The sequence below is a fragment of the Mycobacterium montefiorense genome (assembly GCF_025823255.1).
In the GTDB taxonomy this organism is placed as follows: Bacteria; Actinomycetota; Actinomycetes; order Mycobacteriales; family Mycobacteriaceae; genus Mycobacterium; species Mycobacterium montefiorense.
In genome coordinates this window covers 814,079-833,069 of sequence record NZ_JACKVL010000017.1, presented here as the reverse complement: position 1 = coordinate 833,069, position 18,991 = coordinate 814,079, and the positions used below count along the sequence as shown (strand labels likewise).

The 18,991-nt window shown below is 65.3% G+C and carries 17 protein-coding genes; 6 read left to right on the top strand and 11 right to left on the bottom strand.

The genetic code is table 11. From position 1 onward, the window contains the following. Positions 1 to 103 precede the first annotated feature (103 nt). Genes H7K34_RS23875 through H7K34_RS23850 form a run of 6 tightly spaced genes read right to left on the bottom strand, consistent with a single transcriptional unit; the run spans position 104 to position 5,937 of the window. Complete coding sequence (locus H7K34_RS23875; RefSeq protein WP_264064463.1) at positions 104 to 1,180, bottom strand: hypothetical protein; 1,077 nt, start codon at positions 1,178 to 1,180, stop codon at positions 104 to 106. Between the two features lie 48 nt (positions 1,181 to 1,228). After that, positions 1,229 to 1,999 carry an SDR family NAD(P)-dependent oxidoreductase gene (locus H7K34_RS23870; RefSeq protein WP_264064462.1) on the bottom strand — a complete coding sequence of 257 codons (771 nt, stop codon included), beginning with the start codon at positions 1,997 to 1,999 and terminating at the stop codon, positions 1,229 to 1,231. Then, positions 1,999 to 2,820 carry a mycofactocin-coupled SDR family oxidoreductase gene (locus tag H7K34_RS23865; protein WP_264064461.1) on the bottom strand — a complete coding sequence of 274 codons (822 nt, stop codon included), beginning with the start codon at positions 2,818 to 2,820 and terminating at the stop codon, positions 1,999 to 2,001. The genes H7K34_RS23870 and H7K34_RS23865 overlap by 1 nt, the downstream gene beginning before the upstream one ends. A gap of 10 nt (positions 2,821 to 2,830) precedes the next feature. Continuing rightward, positions 2,831 to 3,907: a hypothetical protein gene (locus H7K34_RS23860; protein WP_264064460.1), complete on the bottom strand. Its 1,077-nt coding sequence runs from the start codon at positions 3,905 to 3,907 to the stop codon at positions 2,831 to 2,833. 25 nt (positions 3,908 to 3,932) lie between these two features. Continuing rightward, a complete protein-coding gene (locus H7K34_RS23855) occupies positions 3,933 to 5,060 on the bottom strand; it encodes a sulfotransferase family protein (RefSeq protein ID WP_264064459.1) in 1,128 nt (375 codons plus the stop codon). A 1-nt stretch (position 5,061) separates the two neighbouring features. After that, entirely contained in the window at positions 5,062 to 5,937 is an 876-nt protein-coding gene (locus H7K34_RS23850; protein WP_264064458.1) for an SDR family NAD(P)-dependent oxidoreductase, read from the bottom strand. A gap of 170 nt (positions 5,938 to 6,107) precedes the next feature. Between H7K34_RS23850 and H7K34_RS23845 the strand changes: the two genes are divergently transcribed. From H7K34_RS23845 to H7K34_RS23835, 3 genes are all read left to right on the top strand, one after another. Beyond that, positions 6,108 to 7,073, top strand: coding sequence for a LysR family transcriptional regulator (locus H7K34_RS23845; RefSeq protein WP_108921900.1), 966 nt, complete (start codon positions 6,108 to 6,110; stop codon positions 7,071 to 7,073). Between the two features lie 36 nt (positions 7,074 to 7,109). Continuing rightward, entirely contained in the window at positions 7,110 to 7,583 is a 474-nt protein-coding gene (locus tag H7K34_RS23840) for an SRPBCC family protein (RefSeq protein ID WP_165839796.1), read from the top strand. Positions 7,584 to 7,652: 69 nt separating this feature from the next. Further along, the gene (locus H7K34_RS23835; RefSeq protein ID WP_264064456.1) at positions 7,653 to 8,150 is read left to right on the top strand and encodes a YkgB family protein; all 498 of its coding nucleotides are present in this window, start codon (positions 7,653 to 7,655) and stop codon (positions 8,148 to 8,150) included. Here H7K34_RS23835 and H7K34_RS23830 read toward each other — a convergent pair. Both H7K34_RS23830 and H7K34_RS23825 read right to left on the bottom strand, forming a co-directional pair. Next, a complete protein-coding gene (locus H7K34_RS23830) occupies positions 8,091 to 8,699 on the bottom strand; it encodes a TetR/AcrR family transcriptional regulator (RefSeq protein ID WP_264064455.1) in 609 nt (202 codons plus the stop codon). The two genes, H7K34_RS23835 and H7K34_RS23830, sit on opposite strands and share 60 nt — an antisense overlap. Next, complete coding sequence (locus H7K34_RS23825; protein WP_264064453.1) at positions 8,696 to 9,394, bottom strand: trimeric intracellular cation channel family protein; 699 nt, start codon at positions 9,392 to 9,394, stop codon at positions 8,696 to 8,698. Before H7K34_RS23825 ends, H7K34_RS23830 begins: the two co-directional genes overlap by 4 nt. Positions 9,395 to 9,475: 81 nt before the next feature. Between H7K34_RS23825 and H7K34_RS23820 the strand changes: the two genes are divergently transcribed. The 3 genes from H7K34_RS23820 to H7K34_RS23810 are packed head-to-tail and all read left to right on the top strand — an operon-like array spanning position 9,476 to position 13,543. Next, positions 9,476 to 10,123 (top strand): TetR/AcrR family transcriptional regulator, encoded by a 648-nt coding sequence (locus H7K34_RS23820; RefSeq protein ID WP_264064450.1) that lies wholly within the window; start codon positions 9,476 to 9,478, stop codon positions 10,121 to 10,123. A 52-nt stretch (positions 10,124 to 10,175) separates the two neighbouring features. Beyond that, positions 10,176 to 11,975 (top strand): flavin-containing monooxygenase, encoded by a 1,800-nt coding sequence (locus H7K34_RS23815; RefSeq protein ID WP_264064448.1) that lies wholly within the window; start codon positions 10,176 to 10,178, stop codon positions 11,973 to 11,975. Positions 11,976 to 12,028: 53 nt separating this feature from the next. Continuing rightward, positions 12,029 to 13,543, top strand: coding sequence for a flavin-containing monooxygenase (locus H7K34_RS23810; RefSeq protein WP_372510872.1), 1,515 nt, complete (start codon positions 12,029 to 12,031; stop codon positions 13,541 to 13,543). Here the strand turns inward: H7K34_RS23810 and H7K34_RS23805 are convergent. From H7K34_RS23805 to H7K34_RS23795, 3 genes are all read right to left on the bottom strand, one after another. After that, entirely contained in the window at positions 13,493 to 14,650 is a 1,158-nt protein-coding gene (locus H7K34_RS23805; protein ID WP_264064446.1) for a Zn-dependent alcohol dehydrogenase, read from the bottom strand. The genes H7K34_RS23810 and H7K34_RS23805 overlap by 51 nt on opposite strands. 215 nt (positions 14,651 to 14,865) lie before the next feature. Beyond that, a complete protein-coding gene (locus H7K34_RS23800) occupies positions 14,866 to 15,702 on the bottom strand; it encodes an SDR family oxidoreductase (protein ID WP_264064444.1) in 837 nt (278 codons plus the stop codon). Between the two features lie 43 nt (positions 15,703 to 15,745). Beyond that, positions 15,746 to 18,907, bottom strand: coding sequence for an adenylate/guanylate cyclase domain-containing protein (locus H7K34_RS23795; RefSeq protein WP_264064443.1), 3,162 nt, complete (start codon positions 18,905 to 18,907; stop codon positions 15,746 to 15,748). Positions 18,908 to 18,991 lie beyond the last annotated feature (84 nt).

Genomic DNA, 18,991 nt, shown 5'->3' with positions numbered 1-18,991 from the left:
TATACACCCCTAGGGGGTATTGCCGTCAAGGCCGTGTCATCGCCGGGTATCGCTCGGATTCTGCCTGGTCGGCTGCGTGATGCCGTGGCCGGGCACCCGATCGTCACGGCTGCGACAACAACAGCATCACCCGGCCCTGCGACGGCGCCTCGGGAAAGGCGCTCGGATCGAGGCCGTAGTACTTCCGCTGGTCGGCGGTGATGGAGTCGATCACTTTGCCGGTGGCCGTGAGCCGGCCATCGTGGACGCGGGCCATCATGCCCTTGAAATCGGGCACCGACAGCGATTCGGCGAGTAGCAACGCGTCGCCACCGGAGGGCAGCAGGACCAGCACCCCGGCTCCCGCGTAGTTGTTGCCGCCGCGGCCGGTGCCACGCGGCGCCCAGTAGACGGCCTCGGATGCGACGGTGCCTATCACCCGCCGGTAGTGGCCCGGGTGGTCGGTGTCGGCGACGGTGACGACGGGCAGCGCGGCGATCGTGCGTTGTTCCTTAAACCACATTGCGCCCAATGGGATGCAGACGATCGCGTACATCAGCACCAGCAGGACGAGCACCGGTTTCCACGCGATCTCCCAGCCCAGCCGTCGCTGCGAGATCGGCAATCCCTCCAGTCGCGCATCCAGCTGCCGGCGCCCGAGGCGAAAGACATACCAAGCCAAGACGCGGGCCAGCGCCATGCAGGCCAGGATGATCAGGCCGACGATGCCCGATACTCGCCAATAGAAGGTGCTGTCGCCCTGATTGGTGGTCGCGGCAAACATCACCGCCGGGATCGGCGCAGTGATCAGCAGCAGCAGCGCGTACGAGGGATGGCTGGTCAGATACGGGTACGTCACGCTCCACGCACGGTTGCCGCCGTAGACGGTCACCGGCCCAATGTCGGCGTGCACCACTGGAGTCCACGAACCCTCCACCACCTGGGGCCTGACCAGAGAGCGCACGAAGAAGAAGCCGAAGACCAACGAGACGACCAGCGCTCCCCAGAACACCCCGTCGAGCCGTTCGCCGGTGCCGGGTACACCGAACGCCCCACGAATATCGATGACTTTGCCGATGAAGAACGTCAACGGCATCACGAAGAAAAGCTCGGTCAGCCATATCTGGACGAGCTGGGGGATGCGCGATCCGATCCGGTCGAACGCCAACACGCGTTGCCAGACGAACGCCAGGACGCCCATGGCGGGTGACGTTACCTGGGAAATATCCAGTCCACGGCTAGTTGCACATCATTGCCGGAGATGCGAACCGCCGCCGATGTACCACACCTGGCCGGTGATCCACTCGGCCTCCTCGGAGAGCAGGAACGTGGTGATCGCTGCGAGGTCGTCGGGTTTGCCCAGCCGGCTGGTCTTGCCGAACATCAGGAAGGCCTGCTGCAACTGCTGGTCGTTCTGCCGTTCCTGGGTCTCACCCATCACCAGACCGGGCATGACGCCGTTGCTCCTGATGTTGTGCTTGCCCCAGTTGACCGCGACATGACGGGTGAGGTGGTTGACGGCGGCTTTGGAGGCGCCGTAGGCGACGTGTTGCGGGTCGCTGCCCAGCGCGGCACCCGAGGAGGTGTTCACGATGCTGCCGCCACCACCCTCCAGCAAGCCGGGGAGCACCGCTTGGATCGTTCGGACGTAGCCCAACAGGTTGACGTCGAGGGTGCGCTGCCAGACGTCCATTCCGGTATCCAGGATCGTGGTGTCGCGGCCGAGGTTGTCCTCCGAGAGATCGGCACCGACGTTGTGCAGCCCGTGAATGCCACCAAACTCGCCGATGGTCCGATCGACGAGATGCTGCACGGACTTTGCATCGGCAAGGTCGAATTCGATCGCGATGGCGCTGCCGCCGGAATCGGTGATTTGCTCGGCGGTTGCGGTCGCGCCGTCGATGTTGATGTCGCCGATCGCCACCCGGGCGCCTTCGGCGGCCAGGCGTTTGGCGGTGGCCGCGCCGATCCCGGTGGCGCCGCCGGCCACCAGGAACGTCTTGTCTCTCAGCCCGCGCATCAGATGTATCCAACGCCGAGGTCGACCGAAAACTGGCTTGCGGTAACGAATTTGGATTGATCGGAGGCCAGCCACGCGACGGCGTCGGAGATGTCTTCGGGCTGCGCGATGCCCTCGGGTAGCAGGGGTTTATGCATGCCGCGCAGGTGGGGGTAGTCGTCGGCGGCCGCTTCTAACGCTTCCCGCATCCGGCCGGTGCCCATCGGGGTGGCCACCGCCCCAGGGTTGAGGCTGTTGACCCGGACGTTGTACCGGCCGAGTTCGGCGGCGAAGGCGCGGGCCATGCCGACGATGGCGTGCTTGCTGGCCGTGTAATGGATCATGAACGACTGCATCTTGATGCCGGCCGCGGATCCGACCAGGATGATCGAGCCGCCGCGGCCGCCGTCGACGATGTGATGTGCGCCGGCCATCACGGTGTTCCAGGTGCCGATCACGTTGGTGTCGATGGTGTCTCGGAATGCCTGCGGGGTGATCTGATCCCAGGGGGCGGGGCAGCAGATTCCGGCATTGGCGACGATGATGTCCAGGCGGCCCAGCTCGCCGACTGCGGTGTCGACCGCCCCTTTGAGTGCGTCGATGTCGCGGATGTCGACCGCCGCGGCGACGACCTTTCGCCCGCTGGCGCTGACCAGCCGCGCCGTCTCCGCCAGGTCGTCGGGTGTCGGCGAATCGTAGGGAACGCTGGACGGCAACGGGCCCGCGATATCCACCGCGACGATGTCGGCGCCCTCGGCGGCAAGCCGCACCGCGTGGGCTCGGCCCTGGCCGCGTGCGGCACCGGTGATCAGCGCCGCCCGTCCCGAAAGTGGTTGATTCACTTCGTCCTTCCTAATCACGGGCGAGCTTGTCGAGCGGGTTGGAGCGTTCGAGCATGCCGTAGGTCTGTTCGCCGTCCCACCTGTAGCGCACGCCGGCCTGCTGCAGTGCCGGGAAGCTCGGCATCTCCTGCTTCATCGCGCGCATGGAGTACATGTCGTCGTCGTGATGGATGTCGTGCGTGGAAAACACCGTCTGCCCGGCGATCTCGACGATGCCGACCCGGCTGTCCCTGGTCTCGAGAACCAGCGAGACATCCTCGCCCGGCGGTTGCAGCCGGGTCAGCCACGGGGCCTGCACCACCCGCGCTGCGATCAGTGCGCCGTCGCCGGTGAACACAAACCCCTCATTGAAAGTCGGTTCGCCGTCGGGTCGGGGCGGGTAGGCGATATAGCCGAACGCCCGCCCACTGCCGAACACCGCCGACTGCCAGCAGTGGCCCCAGAATCCGGCCAGCTTGCGCACCCCGGTGCGACGGATACGCAGCCCGCTGCCAGTGAACGTTTGCTGGTTCTCGCCGGTGACGTGGAATTCGGCTGTGGCGGTGAACAATTGCTCGTAGCGCGGGCCGCCCATCATGTCACCGACATTGGAGGTGCGCAGCTGAGCGTCGGCGTCGGCCTGTAGCGCTCCTTGTACCCAGGGAGGTGCGGCCATCTTCGCTTCGACGTGGAAGCTGATGTCGACCGACGGGCCGCCCTTCTTGCCGCCGACCAAGTCGGACGAAGACGTCTGCACCGCCGGTCCGTCGTACGACATCGTCCAGGTGTGGAAGGGCTCGATGCAGCGGAACACCAGGCCGCCGGCGCCCAGCACGCTGGCCAGCCCGTCGGGACCCGCGGCCGGCAGCGATGGCCCGTTGCTGCGCAGCCGGTAGACCCGGCCGTCTGGGAACGCGACGTTGACCTGAATGTCGTGCCAATCCCAATTCGCGCCGACCGCTTCGATTCCGATGCGCGGCAGGCCGATCTCGCCGCGGTCGTCCACAACCCAGAAGCTCACCGAGTCGCGCATCTCGGGGTCCTGTGGTCGTTGCGCCAGCATGTACTCGCGCGCCGGATCGATACCCCCGGTCAGATCAACAGCCATCGAATTTCCTTTGTTCGTAGGCATTTCAGTGCGCGGTCCAGCGGCGCGCGCTGTCCACGTAGCGGGCGAACCGGGGACGCACCTCGTCGAAGTCGATGCCGAACTCCGCCGGATCGGCATGCGAGCTCGGCTCACGCTCGGCCGCGGCGTGCTCCCACCAGCTCCGCATCTGCGTTTCGAACTGCGTGCCCACCGGGGCGCCCAGCCACGCGTACAGACCGGTGACCTCGCCGATCGGATCGTCCTGCATCGCGCGAAAGTCGATGTCGTAGAACCGATCCTCGGCCCCGTCGGCGCGGAACTGCAGCGCCCGCTGCATGCCCAGCGACCAATGCTCGACATTGAGACTCCCGATGTACCGGCGGTCGATCTCGGAGCTGAATGTCCCGATGATGTCCGCATACAGATCGGCGACGGACAAGATGACATCGGTCGGATCACGATGCGTCATCACGAACCGCGCGTCCGGGAACACCGCATCCAGGGCGTCGAGCCACAACACGTGCGACGGGCATTTCAGCCGCCACGGACGATGTGGCTCACCCCACGCCAGCAGCTTCATCACTCTGCGCTGATACCGCAAAGTGCGAGTGAGGTCGGCATGCTGGACCAACCACGCTGAATACGAAGGTATTTCGGCGAAGGACTGGAAGATGTGTGACTTGAAATCCAATGCCATCAGTTCATGGCATTCCATCGGCCCATGAGTGTCGCCGGGGACGTGGCGGCGGGTGCCGACCATTTCACCGTGATCGGACGGGACCCGGGGATCCGCACCCTGCACCGTCGACGGCGGCGGACATGGCTGCGACGATTCCCATCGCCGCAGATAGCGCACGTCGGGATCCTGCGCCAGCAGCATCGACAGCGCGGTGGACCCCGTTCGCGGTAAGCCCAAGCCGATCAGCGGCGCGGTGATCGGCACGTCGTCGATCTCCGGATGCCGGCGATACCAATCCTCGACCTGCAGGCGCTGCGACAGGTAGCCCACGATGCGCTGATGCAGGAACGCCGCACCGCGCTCGTTCAGCCGTGCCTCGTCGCGCAGCGCGGCGAGCAGGATGTCGAGGCCTTCGGCGTAGGAGTCCTCGCCGAAGTCGGCCAGCCCGGTCTGCGCACTTGCCTCGTCCAAAACCGCAGGGCTAGTTAGCATCTCAGCCCATCCACTGGCCACCGGCAACATCGATCGTCTGGCCGCAGAGGTAGTCGGCGGCCTCCGAGGCCAGGAACGCGACCATGTTGGCGGCCTCCTCGGGCAGCGAGGCCCGCCCCAGCTGGACCTGGTTGGTGATCGCCTCGTGGATGGCGCCGCGCCCGGCGCGTTGTTCGTCATCCTGCGGGTCGAGCAAGTATTGGCGCATCTCGGGTTTGATCATGATGCCCGGGGCCACACCCAAGACATTGACGCCGCGCAGTGCGACCTCGTGGGCGAGGTTGCGGGTGAACCCGATGACGCCGGCCTTACACGAGTTGTAGACGACCAAGCCGCGTTGCTGAATGCGGCCGCCGACCGATCCGATGTTGATGATCTTTCCCGAGCCCTGCGGCAGCAGGTACTGCAGCGCGGCGTGCGCGCCGTACATCATCATTGTGAGGCTGCCTAGGACGGTGTAGTCGATTTCCTCTTTGGTCTGGGTCTCAAAGGGACCGGCGGCAACCATCACGGGATTGTTCACCATGATGTCGAGGCCGCCGAGTTCGTCGCGAGCCTGGGTTACCGCGCCGTGCACCTCGTCCCAATCGGACATGTCGGCTCTGACGGGGATCGCCCGCACACCCCAGCGGTGCTCGACTTCTTGGGCGCGGCGCTCCACCTTCTCGAAGGTGCGGCCGATCAGCGCCACGTCGGCGCCGCAACCGGCCAGCCGGTTCGCGATCGCTTGGCCCAGGCCGTCGCCGCCGGCGCCGGTCACGAATGCCTTCTTGCCGGACAGGTCCATCAGCTCGGTCACCCGCTTGCCGATAATGTGCTCGGGCAGCCGGTCCAATCCCAGCAATTGCACCCAGTCCTGATCCTCGCGCACCGTCATCGCCGTTCCTTTCCGCCGCTCGCCTCGATTCGCCAGCCAGACCCACACGGCATCGCACCGGGGGCACCATGCCCACATCGCCGACCATATGGCCGGATCGGGGCGGCCAGGTAATACCAATTCGGGAAACCAGTCATGCCGGTTTTGTATGGCTGGTAGATCTGGAAGCGATGGATACCCACCGGCTCAAGTACTTCCTGCAGATCGCCGAGGAAGGCTCGATCTCGCGGGCGGCCACCGTGCTGGGCATCGCCCAGCCCGCGCTGAGCCGTCAGATCCGGCTGCTCGAGGAAGACCTGGGCATCACGCTGTTTCAGCGGACCCACCGCGGCGTGCATCTCACCGAAGAGGGCGAACGGCTGCGCTCGTCGACGGCCGCGCCGCTGCGCCAGCTGGAGCTCGCGGTCCGGTACGCGGGATCGCCGCTGGCGCGCATCGAGCGCGGACTGCTGTTCGGCATGGTGCCCACCGCCGCCGATGTGCTGGCCACGCCGCTGTTGGCCAGCCTCGGCGCGGCATTCCCCAACGTGCACTTTCACCTCGCCGTCGCCGAAACCGACGATCTGGTGCAGCGCATGCTCAAGGGTGCGATCGACCTCGCGGTGATCAACCCGGTCTCCGACGACCGGCTCTTCTACCGCCACCTGGTCGTCGAGGACCTTGTTCTGGTCGGCGGGCCCGCATCGGATCTCGCTCCCGCGAGCCCCATTCGCTTCACCGACTTGGCCGCCTTGCCGCTCGTCATGCCCAGCGCGCAGACCGGGATTCGTAATACTCTGCAGAACACCGCGCTGCGCCTGAAAGTCGCTATCACGGCTCGCTTTTCGACGGATTCGCTAGAGGTCTGCAAGCATCTGGTCACCGCGGGACTTGGATACGCGGTGCTGCCACTGGCGGCATGTGGCGCCGACGTCGAGGCCGGGCGGTTGCGCTACACGTCCATCTGTGAACCCGAAATCAACCATCAGCTCGGGGTGGGTGCGACCGCGGCCCTGGAACTGCCGCGCGAGTTCGCGACGAAAATCGGGATCGTGCTGCGTGAAGAGGTCGCGCGGCTGACCAAATCCGGTTTTTGGCCCGCCCGCTTCGTGCCCTCACCCGTGTGGGATCCGAATATCCCGGAGCCGCAGGAGTAGGCGGGTCTCCTTCCGGCAAGGCCGAAAGGAGACATCATGACCGTCGTCGTTGTCGAAGCGGGGCCACATCAGGTGAGCCGGTCGGTTGACGTGGCCGCACCGGCCGCGGAGCTCTACGAGCTGGCCGCCGATCCCCGGCGCCACCATGAACTGGATGGATCGGGCACCGTCCAGGGCAACATCAAATGTCCCGAGGCATTGGTTGTGGGTTCGAAGTTTTCGACGAGCATGAAAATGCTGGGCCTGCCGTACCGCCTCACCAGCACGGTGACTGAGTTGAAGCCGCACGAATTGATCGAATGGCGCCATCCGCTGGGCCACCGCTGGCGCTGGAAGTTCGAGTCGCTCTCGCCCGACCTGACCAGGGTCACCGAGACTTTCGACTACCGCGACGCGGGCGCATTGAAGAAGAAACTGAAGTACTACGAGCGGATGGGTTTCGCGAAAGCCAATGCAAAGGGCATTGAGGCGACGCTGGCCAGACTCCGCGATCGCTACGCCGCGACTTAGTGAACGCGATCGCGACCGGAATCGTGGTTCCTTCGGAATAACAGCCCCGCCCACCGAAGGACTTCGTCGATGACCGCTAGCGGCAACACCACGCCAACACATTCCCTGTCGGGGTCACTGATCCGATCGGGACAGTTGATCAGTCGTTACGGTCTGGTCGTCGTCTTGGGTTGGATCGGGTTCGGCAAGTACGTCAAAATGGAATCCCGGGTGCTGATCGAGCACAACCCGCTGATGAGCTGGGTCTACGACGTATTCAGCGTCACGACCGTTGCCCGCGGACTAGGGACGATGGAAATCGTTGCGGCACTTCTCATTGCGTTGTACCCGGTCTGGCCCCGCGTGTCGGCGATCGGAAGTGCGTTAGCGGTCGTGCTGTTTTTGGGGACGTTGAGCTTTTTGTTCACCACGCCCGGCGTGGTCTCGACCCACGCCGCCGGACTGCCCGTGCTGTCGGGGATGCCGGGCCAGTTCCTGCTCAAGGACCTGGTGTTGATCGGGGTGGCGTTATGGACCCTCGGCGACGCGCTGCGTGAACAGCGTTCCGCGGATGAGGCTTTTGGCTGAACTCAGCGCAGCTTGGTAGGTCGCCGGTGCCAAACTGTCCGCCTGCTCGGACAGCCCCCGGGTCAGCGCGCAGATCGCTTCGACCGTCGACCGGCTGTCGGTTTCGGCGGACAGCGTCCCGCGTTGCCGGGCATCCTCGACGATCTCAAAGACGACGTCGTGCAACGCCTTGGATCCGGGGGACTTCGCCGTGCTCGCCGCGCGCAGCGCCCGCAAGAAGCCGGTCAGATACGGATGGTCGCGGACTAGTCGGGTCGACTCATCAAGCACCGCGTCGACCCGGTCGTTGACATCGTCGTGCTGCGCCGCGGCCGCGCGCAGTCGTGGCGCGACGATCTCCTCGATCTCCTCGCCGGTCGCATTGAGGAGTTCGGATTTGTTCGGAAAGTAGTGGTACAGGCTGGCGCTGGTCATGTCGGCGGCCCGAGCGATCTGGCGGATGGTGGCCTGCGAGTAGCCGACTTCGGCCACGCAGCGCATCGCGGCGGTGATGATCCTTCGGCGAGTCTGCTCGCTGTCCGCTCCCACCGGGCGGCCCAATTGCGTCACGGTTCCTCGCGGCGGCGTACTCGCGTGCCGATCCGGATGCGCCACGCCCGCTTTCGCCGCACCAGGTAGTAGTCCGCGGTCAGGCTCTCGCCAAGCCGCCAGCCGCGCCATCTGGCCAGCAGGCACAGACATGCGCCGACGGCAATTCCCGCCAGTTCGCCCTGCGGGGCCAAGTCATAGCGGGAGAGCAGCACCACGGTGCTGCTGGCCGCGACCGCGGGTGTCGCGTAAAGAGTATTGCCGCCGAAGATCGCCGGGGTGCGGTTCACCGCCAGGTCACGCAGCGCTCCGCCGCCAACGGCGCTGATCGTGCCGAGCAAAATCGCCGGGAGCCAAGACAATCCGGATGCCAAGGTCTTCTCCGCGCCGACCACCGCCCAGGTGCCCAATGCCAGCGCATCGACGATCGGGTAGGTCAGGGACCAGAGCCGGGCGCGTAGCGGTATCAAGAACCCGACCGCCGCTGCGGCCACGGCGACCACCACGTAGAGCGAGTCAGTCAACGCCACCGGCGGCCCGTGCTGCAGCAGTGTGTCGCGGATCAGGCCGCCGCCGAGTCCCGACAGGATTGCCAGCGCAACGAATCCCACAGGGTCCATACGGAATTCGCGGGCAACGACGCCACCTAGCACGGCATTGACGAATACGCCGGCCAAGTCGATTGCGCGCGAGAATTCCCCCAACTCGAGGTTCACGGCCGCACACCTCCGGGATTACATGGTTGGTCAAATATATTCGAAGATGTACTGCGCCCGCGGTCGAAGGGTGGGCAACATATGCGCGCGAGGACACAGCTGGGCCGCCCCGTCGGCGCCAGCGGTGAAGAGACCCGCCGCCGCATCATCGTCGCGACGATGAAATGTGTGGCGGAGGTCGGCTATGCAAAGGCGACGATCCGTGAGATCGCGCGCATGGCCGACATGACCAGCGCCAGCCTGTACAACTACTTTCCGAACAAATCCGAGCTGATCACGGCGGCCATCGCGGCCAGGACCGACACGGCCATGCCGCGCCTGCGACAGGCGGCCCAACGCCCCGGCAACATCGTGGACCGAATTGAAGCGGTGCTCGACGAATCCGGGCAATTGATGCATGAGTACCCGGACCTGGCCGCCTTCGAGTTTGCGATCCGGGCGGAAACCATGGCGGTCCCAGACCGGCGAAAAGCCCGCGGTAAACCGATGAATCCCGGGTTCGAGGCCTTCCGCGAAATCATCGAGGGTGTCGTTGAGGACGCCCGCCAGCGTGGCGAGCTGGGTGACCACCCCGATTCGGCGGCCGTCGTCGCGGCGATCTACGCGCTCGTCTACGGACTGACCGAGGTGGCAGCCACGCTGCCGCCGGAGGACTACCACGCCGCACTGGGTTCAGCGAAGGTACTGGTCAGAGGAGCCATATTCGATCAGCAGGGAGCAATTCCTTGATGCGATCAAGCGATTAATTATAGAGTCGGCTCACGAAGAGCGGAGTCGGGACTTGACCGAGACTGTTGGGTGCGCGTTCGATGTCGATGCGCTGCGGCGCAAGTATGCCGAGGAGCGCGCGCGGCGGTTGCGTCCTGACGGGATCGACCAGTATGTGGAAACCGCCGGGGACTTCGCCCACTTCGCCGAAGATCCCTGGGTCGACGAGGAACCAGCCCGCGAGCCCCGCACCGACGAGGTCGAGGTGGCGATCGTGGGTGCCGGCTTCGGCGGGCTATTGACAGGGGCTCGGCTGCGCGAGCTCGGAGTGAAGAGTGTGCGGTTGATCGACCGCGCCGCGGACGTCGGCGGTACCTGGTACTGGAACCGGTATCCAGGGATCGCGTGCGACGTCGAATCCTATGTGTACATCCCGCTGCTGGAAGAACTCGGCTACATCCCGGCGGAGAAATACGCCAAGGGCGCGGAAATCTTTGCGCACTGCCAGCGCATCGCGCACCAGTACGATCTGTATCGCGACGCGTGTCTGGGCACTAATGTAGAGGAAATCCGTTGGAATGCAGCGGAATCCCGCTGGATCATCCGCACCAATCGGGGCGACGTGATGCGGGCCAAGTTCGTCTCGATGGCCAACGGATATCAGGCCAAACCCAAACTGCCCGGCATTGGCGGGCTCGGGTCGTTTCGCGGTCACACGTTCCACACCAGCCGCTGGGATTACGGTTACACCGGGGAGCACCTGGAGAACCTGTCCGGTCTGCGTGTCGGGATCATCGGCACCGGCGCGACCGCGGTCCAGTGTGTGCCGCACCTTGGTGCTGCCGCCCGGCAGCTTTACGTCTTCCAGCGCACGCCCTCGTCTGTCGACGTGCGCGCCAATGCGGACACGGATCCCCAGTGGGCCAACACATTACAGCCAGGTTGGCAACGCCAGCGCATCCAGAACTTTCAGATCCTGACCGCCGGCGGACAGGCGCCCGAGGATCTCGTCGCCGATGCCTGGACGAGCATCACCCGCAAGTTGCCGGTGATGCGTCATGACAGCGACGAGTCGGTGGACCCCGAGCAGCGCGGCCGCGACATCGAGCTCGCAGACTTCGCCAAAATGGAGGAGATCCGCGCCCGCGTTGACGAGATCGTGGCCAACCCCGACACGGCCGAGGCGCTCAAACCCTGGTACGGCTACTTCTGCAAACGTCCCTGCTTCCACGACGATTATCTGCAAACCTTCAACCGCGACAACGTGACCCTGGTCGACACCCGCGGTCGCGGCGTGGAGCGCATCGTCGAGTCCGGCGTCGTCGTCGACTCAGTGACCTATGAGCTCGACTGCCTGATCTTCGCGACAGGCTTCGAGGTGGGCACCGACTACAGCCGTCGCACCGGATTCGAGTTGATCGGCCGCGACGGCGTGACCCTGACCGAGCGCTGGAACGACGGTGTCCGCACCTTCCAGGGCTTGTGCGCCAACGGTTTCCCTAACTGCTTCATCGAAAGCATCTCTCAAGCCGGATTGACGGTGAACTTCCCCTACCTGCTTGACGTGCAAGCCAGCCATGCCGCCTGGATCATCGCCTGGGCTCTCGAGCACGGTGTCAGCGAGGTTGAGGCGTCGCCGGCCGCCGAAGCCGCCTGGGTCGACACGGTGGTCGCCCGGTCGGTCGCGACCGCCGACCGCGCCAAGACCTGCACGCCCGGTTACTACAACCGCGAGGGCAAGGCGGACGCCAAGACGCGACAGGGCAGGTTCTTCTTCGGTGCGCCCACCGAATACGCCGACATTTTGGCGGCCTGGCGCGCGCAAGGAGATATGGCTGGCCTCGACATTCGTGGCACCGAGGCCGGGCCGTGAAGTATCCGCTGGGCCGGGTCCGGGCGGCCGCCCGACGCCGCCGCTCACCCAAGGTGGCGATCATCGGCGCGGGATTCGGTGGGTTGGGCGCGGCGGTGGCGCTGCGCCGGGCCGGCATCGACGACCTGGTGATCCTCGAAGCGGATGACGGAGTCGGCGGAACCTGGCGGCGCAACACCTACCCCGGTGCCGCGTGCGATATCCAAAGCCATCTGTACTCCTTCTCGTTCGCGCCCAACAAATCCTGGAGCCGGACCTACGCCCGGCAGCCCGAGATCCTTGCCTACCTGGAATCGGTGGCCGACGACTTCGACCTGCGCCGTCACCTGCAACTCGGGACGCGTGTGCGTTCCGCCCAATGGAATTCGGCTACCTGGCGCTGGGACTGCACGATTGAGCGTGCCGGTCGCACCAGCACACTGACCGTCGACGTGGTGGTGTGCGCCGTCGGCCTGTTCGGGTCGTTGAAGGTTCCCGATATCACGGGCTTGAGCGATTTCCGCGGCTTCGTCATGCACACCGCCCAGTGGGATCACGACATCGCACTGGCGGGCAAGAAGATGGCGGTGATCGGCACGGGCGCCAGTGGGATACAGCTTGTTCCCGAATTGGCGAAGGCCGCCGCCCAGGTGACGGTTTTCCAGCGCACCCCGCCGTGGATGGTTCCCAAAGACGATCGCCCCTACAGCGCAACAGAATTGGCGGAATTCCGGCGCAATCCGCTGGCGGTGCCGCGCACCCGCTGGAAGATCTGGAAGTTCCAGCACGACAACACCGCGACCTTCGCGGACGACCCGGTGGTCGCGGCTCGCACTCAGGTTGCCACCTCGTTCTTAGAGCGCACCGTGGCCGACGCGGAGCTTCGCCGCGCCCTGACACCGGATTATCCGTTCCGATGCAAGCGGGTGCTGCTCGGCGACGACTACTACCGGGCGTTGCAGCAAGACAACGTCGCGCTCGTTGCCGATCCGATCGAGCGGATCACCGAGACATCCGTCGTCACCGCAGCGGGCGATGTCGTCGATGTCGACGCGATCGTGCTGGCCACCGGATTCGAGACATCGCGGTACCTGTCGGGAATCGACGTCGTCGGGTACGGCGGGCAGCGTCTGCACGAGCAGTGGGGCGACGATCCCAGCGCGTATTTGGGTGTGGCTGTCGGTGGATTCCCGAACTTCTTCATGTTGTACGGCCCCAACACCAACCAGGGCGGTAACTCAATCGTCTACATCCTGGAGGCCGGCGCGCGCCTGGTAGCCAGCGCGGTGAAACGGCTGGCGCGTCGAGGCGGCTATCTCGATGTGCGTCCCGAGGCGGAAAAGCGATACAACGAAGGGCTTTCCGCGGACTTGGAGCGCACCATCTGGACCCAGTGTGACAGCTATTTCCGTTCGCCCACGGGTCGCATCGTCACGCAATGGCCCTACACCGAGCTGGAATACGCGCGCCGGACCTGGCGGCTGCGACCCCGGGATTGGCTGCACCGCACCGGGGTGGCTTCGGGCCCTGGCCGACGGCTAGCCGATGCCGAAGTCGATTACGCCGCGGATCAATTCACCGGCGGCTAGGTCGGCGTAGGCGGCATTGATCTCGTCGAGCCGGTAACGCCTGGTGATCATCTGGTCGAGGAGTAGTTGGCCCGACCGGTACATTGTGGCCAGCAACGGGATGTCGCTGCGAGGATTGCACGAGCCGAACACGGTGCCGCACAACTTCTTGTTCATCAGGATGAAGTCTTGCAGCGCGACGTCGATCGAGTGGGTGGCCGGTGACGGGAGTCCGGTGAGCACACACGTTCCGCCCTTACGGGTCAACGTCAGTGCGGCAGCGACATCGGCGGCGCCGATCATCGAGGGGGAGACGACGACCGCATCGGCCATCACGCCCCGGGTCAGCTCACGCACCTGATCGATCGCCTCGGATGCCGTCGCCGCGTGCTGCGTCGCGCCGAAGGTCAGTGCGGACTCGCGCTTGAACGCGACAGGGTCGACCGCAACGATGCGGGCCGCGCCGTTGATCCGGGCGCCCTGAATGGCCGCGGTGCCGATCCCGCCCACCCCGATCACCACCACCGTGTCACCGCCGCGGACGTTAGCGCGCCGTGCCGCCGAGCCGTAGCCGGTGGGGACCGCGCACGCCAGCAACGCCGCGGGTACCAATGGGAAGTCCCGATCGATCTTGACCAGTGAATTCGCCGAGACGACAGTGTGTTCGGCGAACGCCCCGATCTTGGATACGTGCCCGAGGTTGCGTCCGTCGGCGGTGTGGTGGCGAAAGGTGCCGTCGGTCGGCATGCCGGGCGCCAACGTTCCCGATCCGGTGTCGCACAGGTACTCCATTCCTGTGGCGCACCAACGACATTGGCCGCAGACCGCGACGAAGGACGTCACCACGTGATCGCCCGGCGCGAAGCCGGTGACCCCGGCGCCCACCTCGACCACTGTGCCGGAGCCTTCGTGGCCGCCGATCGTCGGTGACATGGCCGGGAGCCCCAGTGCGCGCAGGACATCGGGCGGTGCGGCCAGCTTGCCCTGCCGGATGTGTTCGTCGGAGTGGCACAACCCGGTGGCGGCCAGCCGCACCAGGACCTCGCCGGCCCGGGGCGGATCCAGCTCGAATTCCTCAACAGACCACGGACTGCCGTACTCGTGCAGGACGGCAGCGCGGCTTTTCATCGACGCCCGCCTCTCCATCGTGGTCGCCGGCAGATTAAACGATCAACCGTTTGATTATAGGGTCTTGTTATTTGCGTCAGGCGGATTCTCACCGCTGTGGAAAAGTAGCCCGTTAACGTTCTCGGTGTGGTCGCCGTCGTGCTCGCGGGGAAGGCGAACGCGCGAACTGTATGCGGCAATCGACAAGGCGTTCGTCCCGCAATACCGCGACTGGTCTAGCTGCCGGCGGCCACCCGGGCGCGCTCGGTCATCGAGGCGAGCACCCCGCCGTCGTTGAGGATGTCGGTGCCGGTGAGATAACCCGCCTTGTCGCTGGCGCAGAAGGCGAGTAGCTCGGCCATTTCCTCCGGCTTGCCCCACCGCGGTACCGCGGCGTTGGCCACCATCGCGCCGGCCCCGGCCTGCTCCTCGAGCCGGCCCATCTCGGTGTCGATGGACCCCGGAGACACCGAGACGATGCGCAATCCGCGAGCGTTGAAACGCTCGGCTTGCGCCTGGCTGTACCACTTCACGAAGCTCTTGCTCAAGGCGTAGGCGATACCGGACCGCGCGTCCTCCGGGGCGATTTCGCATGCCGTCATCATGGTGTCCATGAACGCGTCGCCGTCGGTCAGTGCCAGCGGGAATTGTTCTGCTGGAATCATTTCCGTCGGCACCATGTGGGCAGCCATCGATGCCACGTTGACAATCACGGAGCCCTCGCCCGCCGACGCGTAAAACACCTCGTTGACGTTGACGGTCCCGATTGCGTTGGTCCGCATCACATAGTCGGCCGCGCCCATGCTCGGGCTTACCCCCGCGGTGTGGATGACCGAGGCGATCGTCCCGAGGGTTTTCGCCGTCTCCAGCAGGTCGGTGACCGCGCGCCGGTCGGTGACGTCGCAGTTGACGGCGGTGGCAGTCACTCCGAGGTCTTTGAGGGTCTCGGCTGCGCTGTCCAATCGGTCCTGCCTGACGTCGCACAGCACTATTGCGTGGCCGCTGCCGACGATCTTGGCCGTGGCCAGGCCCATGCCACCCGCACCGCCGGTGATTATCGAGACTCGATTCATACCTGGACGGTATTACGCAGGCCGATTTCGGGCGGAGCCGGGGCTAATCCATTGCCTGGGACCGGGCGATATGTCCTTCGAAGCCAAGGGAATTCGCCATTGCGCGATAGCGGTCGCGATAGTTGCGATACGCGACGTCGTCGCCGTGAGCCTGGGCCATCGCCGCCCGCATCGATAGCAGCCATAGGTCATACATGACGAATCCTGGTTCGGTCGGAACAGCCGCGAGTCGGTCGATAGCCGCCTGTGCTTGCGGGCGGTCCGCCGGGCGGCTTCTGCGCAGTAGCGCCGTCACCAGCGCCTCGGTGGTAGCTCCGAGAGTCACCAGGTCTGTCCTGGAGTATTGCTCCTCGACGCTGGTGCGTAATAGTTCGATCGCGCTGTCGGCATCGCCGGTACGCAACTTCTCGTTGCCGATAAAGAAGTTCACCAGCGTGGCCGCTCCCAGCGTGAAACGCTCCTGCAGGGCGGCTTCGCGGGCCGCGGCAAGCAGGGTGAAAGCGTACTCGCGCTGGGCCCCGTTGCTGGTCACGACGGCGACACCATGTACGTACTGGGCGCAAGCGAGCGTGAGATCGTCGCCGGATCGTTCCGCGATCTCCAGCATCTCGACCGTCTCCTGTACGGAGGCCGCGTCCGGCAACCAAACCCCGAGAGGAACCAGGTTGTACTTGAACAGCAGCATGATCGCACGCAGGGAGGGTTCGAACGCGCGGACCATTCGCACGGCTTGATCGACGTCAGCCTTCCAGCCGGGGTCGCCGAGAAGGCAACGCGCACAACCCCGGAGCATGATTGCCCCCGTCAACGGGGAACCGATTATCAGATTGCCCTTGATGGCATCACCATCGGCCAGCTCGATCGCCCGTTGCGCGATGCGGATAGTTTCCGACATTTCGGCGCGCTGCAACTTCGTGGGCATCGCCGCGTACAGCAGCCCAAGAATCAACGTCGGGTCGCCGATCGAGTCGAGCAGGCTTTCGAGCTCGGAAGCCAACCGCGAGGCTTCGTCGAATCGGGCGTGAACGATGAGTGCAGGCAACCAGCCGGCCATAGCCATCGCCAGCGAAACTTTGTCGCCGGCGGCGGTGGCAAGGTCGCGCAGTTCGTCAAACCCGGTGTCGGCCATAGTGCCACCGGTCAGCCACGCGCTGGCGCAGAGCAGCGTCCGCGGGTTGATGCGCATTGCGTCGCGCTCGGCGTCGGCGTCTGGCAGACGGTCCGCGACATCGCGCGCGTGCCGCCAACTCGCCCTTGCTGCGGCGAGGTCGCGGTGGGTGAACCACGTCCCCGCGCGCATGTACCAGTCGAACGCTGCGTGGAGATTGCCCGCGGCTTTAAGGTGTTCGGCGATCAGCGCGGCGTTCTCATCGGTCGATTCCGGTTCGCGCTGCTCGATCAAACTAGCCAGTCGCCCGTGCAGCTCGTCGCGATCCGATTTCAGTTGCGACTCATAGGCAACGAACCGAATCAGCGGATGCCGAAACGCGTACTCGATCTTCGGGGTGAAGCCGACTTGGTCGATCAGCTCGCCCTTGACGAGCTCGTCGAGGATCGGGTCGACGCCCAGGGCGGTCACCAGGTCCGGGCTGAACCGTGATCCGATGACGGCGGCGGCGCACAGCGTGCGTTTGGCCGCGAAGCTGAGCCGGTCGATGCGGGCGGCGATGACGGCGTGCAATGTGGGCGGGGCGGTGATGTCGGCGATCTCGCCTTGCAGCAGATAGGAACCGCGTTCGCCGCGAATGGAGCCCCGTTCGGCGAGGTCGCGCACGATCTCCTCGGCGAAAAACGGATTTCCGCCCGCACGTTCGGAGATGACTTCGGCGAGCCCCTGCACCGAAGCGTCGGTGCCGAGCAATTCGCCAATCAGCGCCACCGTTTGTCCGGTGTTCAGCGGGCGCAGGGCGATGGTCTGCGCGCCGGGGATGGCAGCCAGGGCGCCCTGATACTCGGGGCGGTACGTGATCAGCATCATCGAGCGGGTTTGCCGGATCACGGTCAGAAAGTCGGCCAGCATCGACTCGCTGACCTGGTCGATCCAGTGGGCATCCTCGATCACATACAAGGCCGACCCACGGCGATTGACCCATGCGGCATTGACCAGCGCCGTGAGGCGCCGCCGCCGGGCGTCACCCTCGATGCCCGGCGCCGCAACGGCCGGATCCGCAATGCCGAGCAGGTCGTCGACGAGCCAGAGATCCTCGGCATCTGCATCTGGAAATTGGGATTTCAGCTCTGTGCGCGCGGCCTCGCCGCTAAGCCCGTCAAGCGCGAGTGCGGCACGCAGGAGTCCCGTCACCGCGTGGAAAGGGATGTCGCTGGTATGCGACTCGCAGTATGTGGTGAAGAGCTCCATGCCGCGACTTTTCGCCAATGCCGCCGATTCGCGGACGGTCCGGCTTTTGCCGATACCGGGTGGTCCAACGACACCGATGACGCATCCCGCCCCGCCGATTGCCTCGTCGAGAATGCCCGCGATGGTGTTGAGTTCCCAGGTGCGCCCGACCAACTGCGGGTCTTTCCTGCGGCGGTGGTCGCTTGTGGCGGCGAGCAAGCGGCGAGCGGGCACCGGGTCCTTGGCTCCCTTGATGTACACAATTTCCGGCTCTGCAAGGGTCGTAGCTTCGTCGACCAACCGCGCCGTTGACTCGCTTAGCATCACTCCGCCGGGAGCCGCAGCCGACTCCATCCGCTGGGCCATTCCCACCTGCTCGCCTATAGCTGTGTAACCCAAAGCGCCAGAGCCGATCTCGCCGGCAATCACCTGGCCGGAGTTCAGTCCGACCCGCAGCTGCAGCTCGACCTGGTCTCGGTGTGCGACTTCGTCTGCAACATGCCCCGCCTCGTCCTGGATCCCCAGGGCTGCTAGACAGGCGCGAAAGGCATGATCTTCCAACGCAACTGGCGCGCCGAAGACTGCCATGATGCCGTCGCCGGTGAACTTGTCCACGGTTCCGCCGAATCGCTGTACCACCGCCGCCGCACGCTCGACAAGTTCACCCATGATCTCGCGTAGTCGCTCGGCACCCACCGCGGCGGCGATGTCCATCGAGTGCACGACATCGGCAAACAGCACCGTCACCTGTTTGTACTCGGCTGCCGCGGCTGAAGCCTGGATAGATGAACCGCACTCATCACAGAACTTGGCGGTGGACCGCAATTCAGCGCCGCATGACGGGCACGCCACCGTCGACGTCGTCACGTGAGCACCACCCATCCAGGCCGGGCCACCCCAGTTGTTAAGAATAGGCGGCTTACCGGCGGGAAGCGCGGATATTGATGCTTT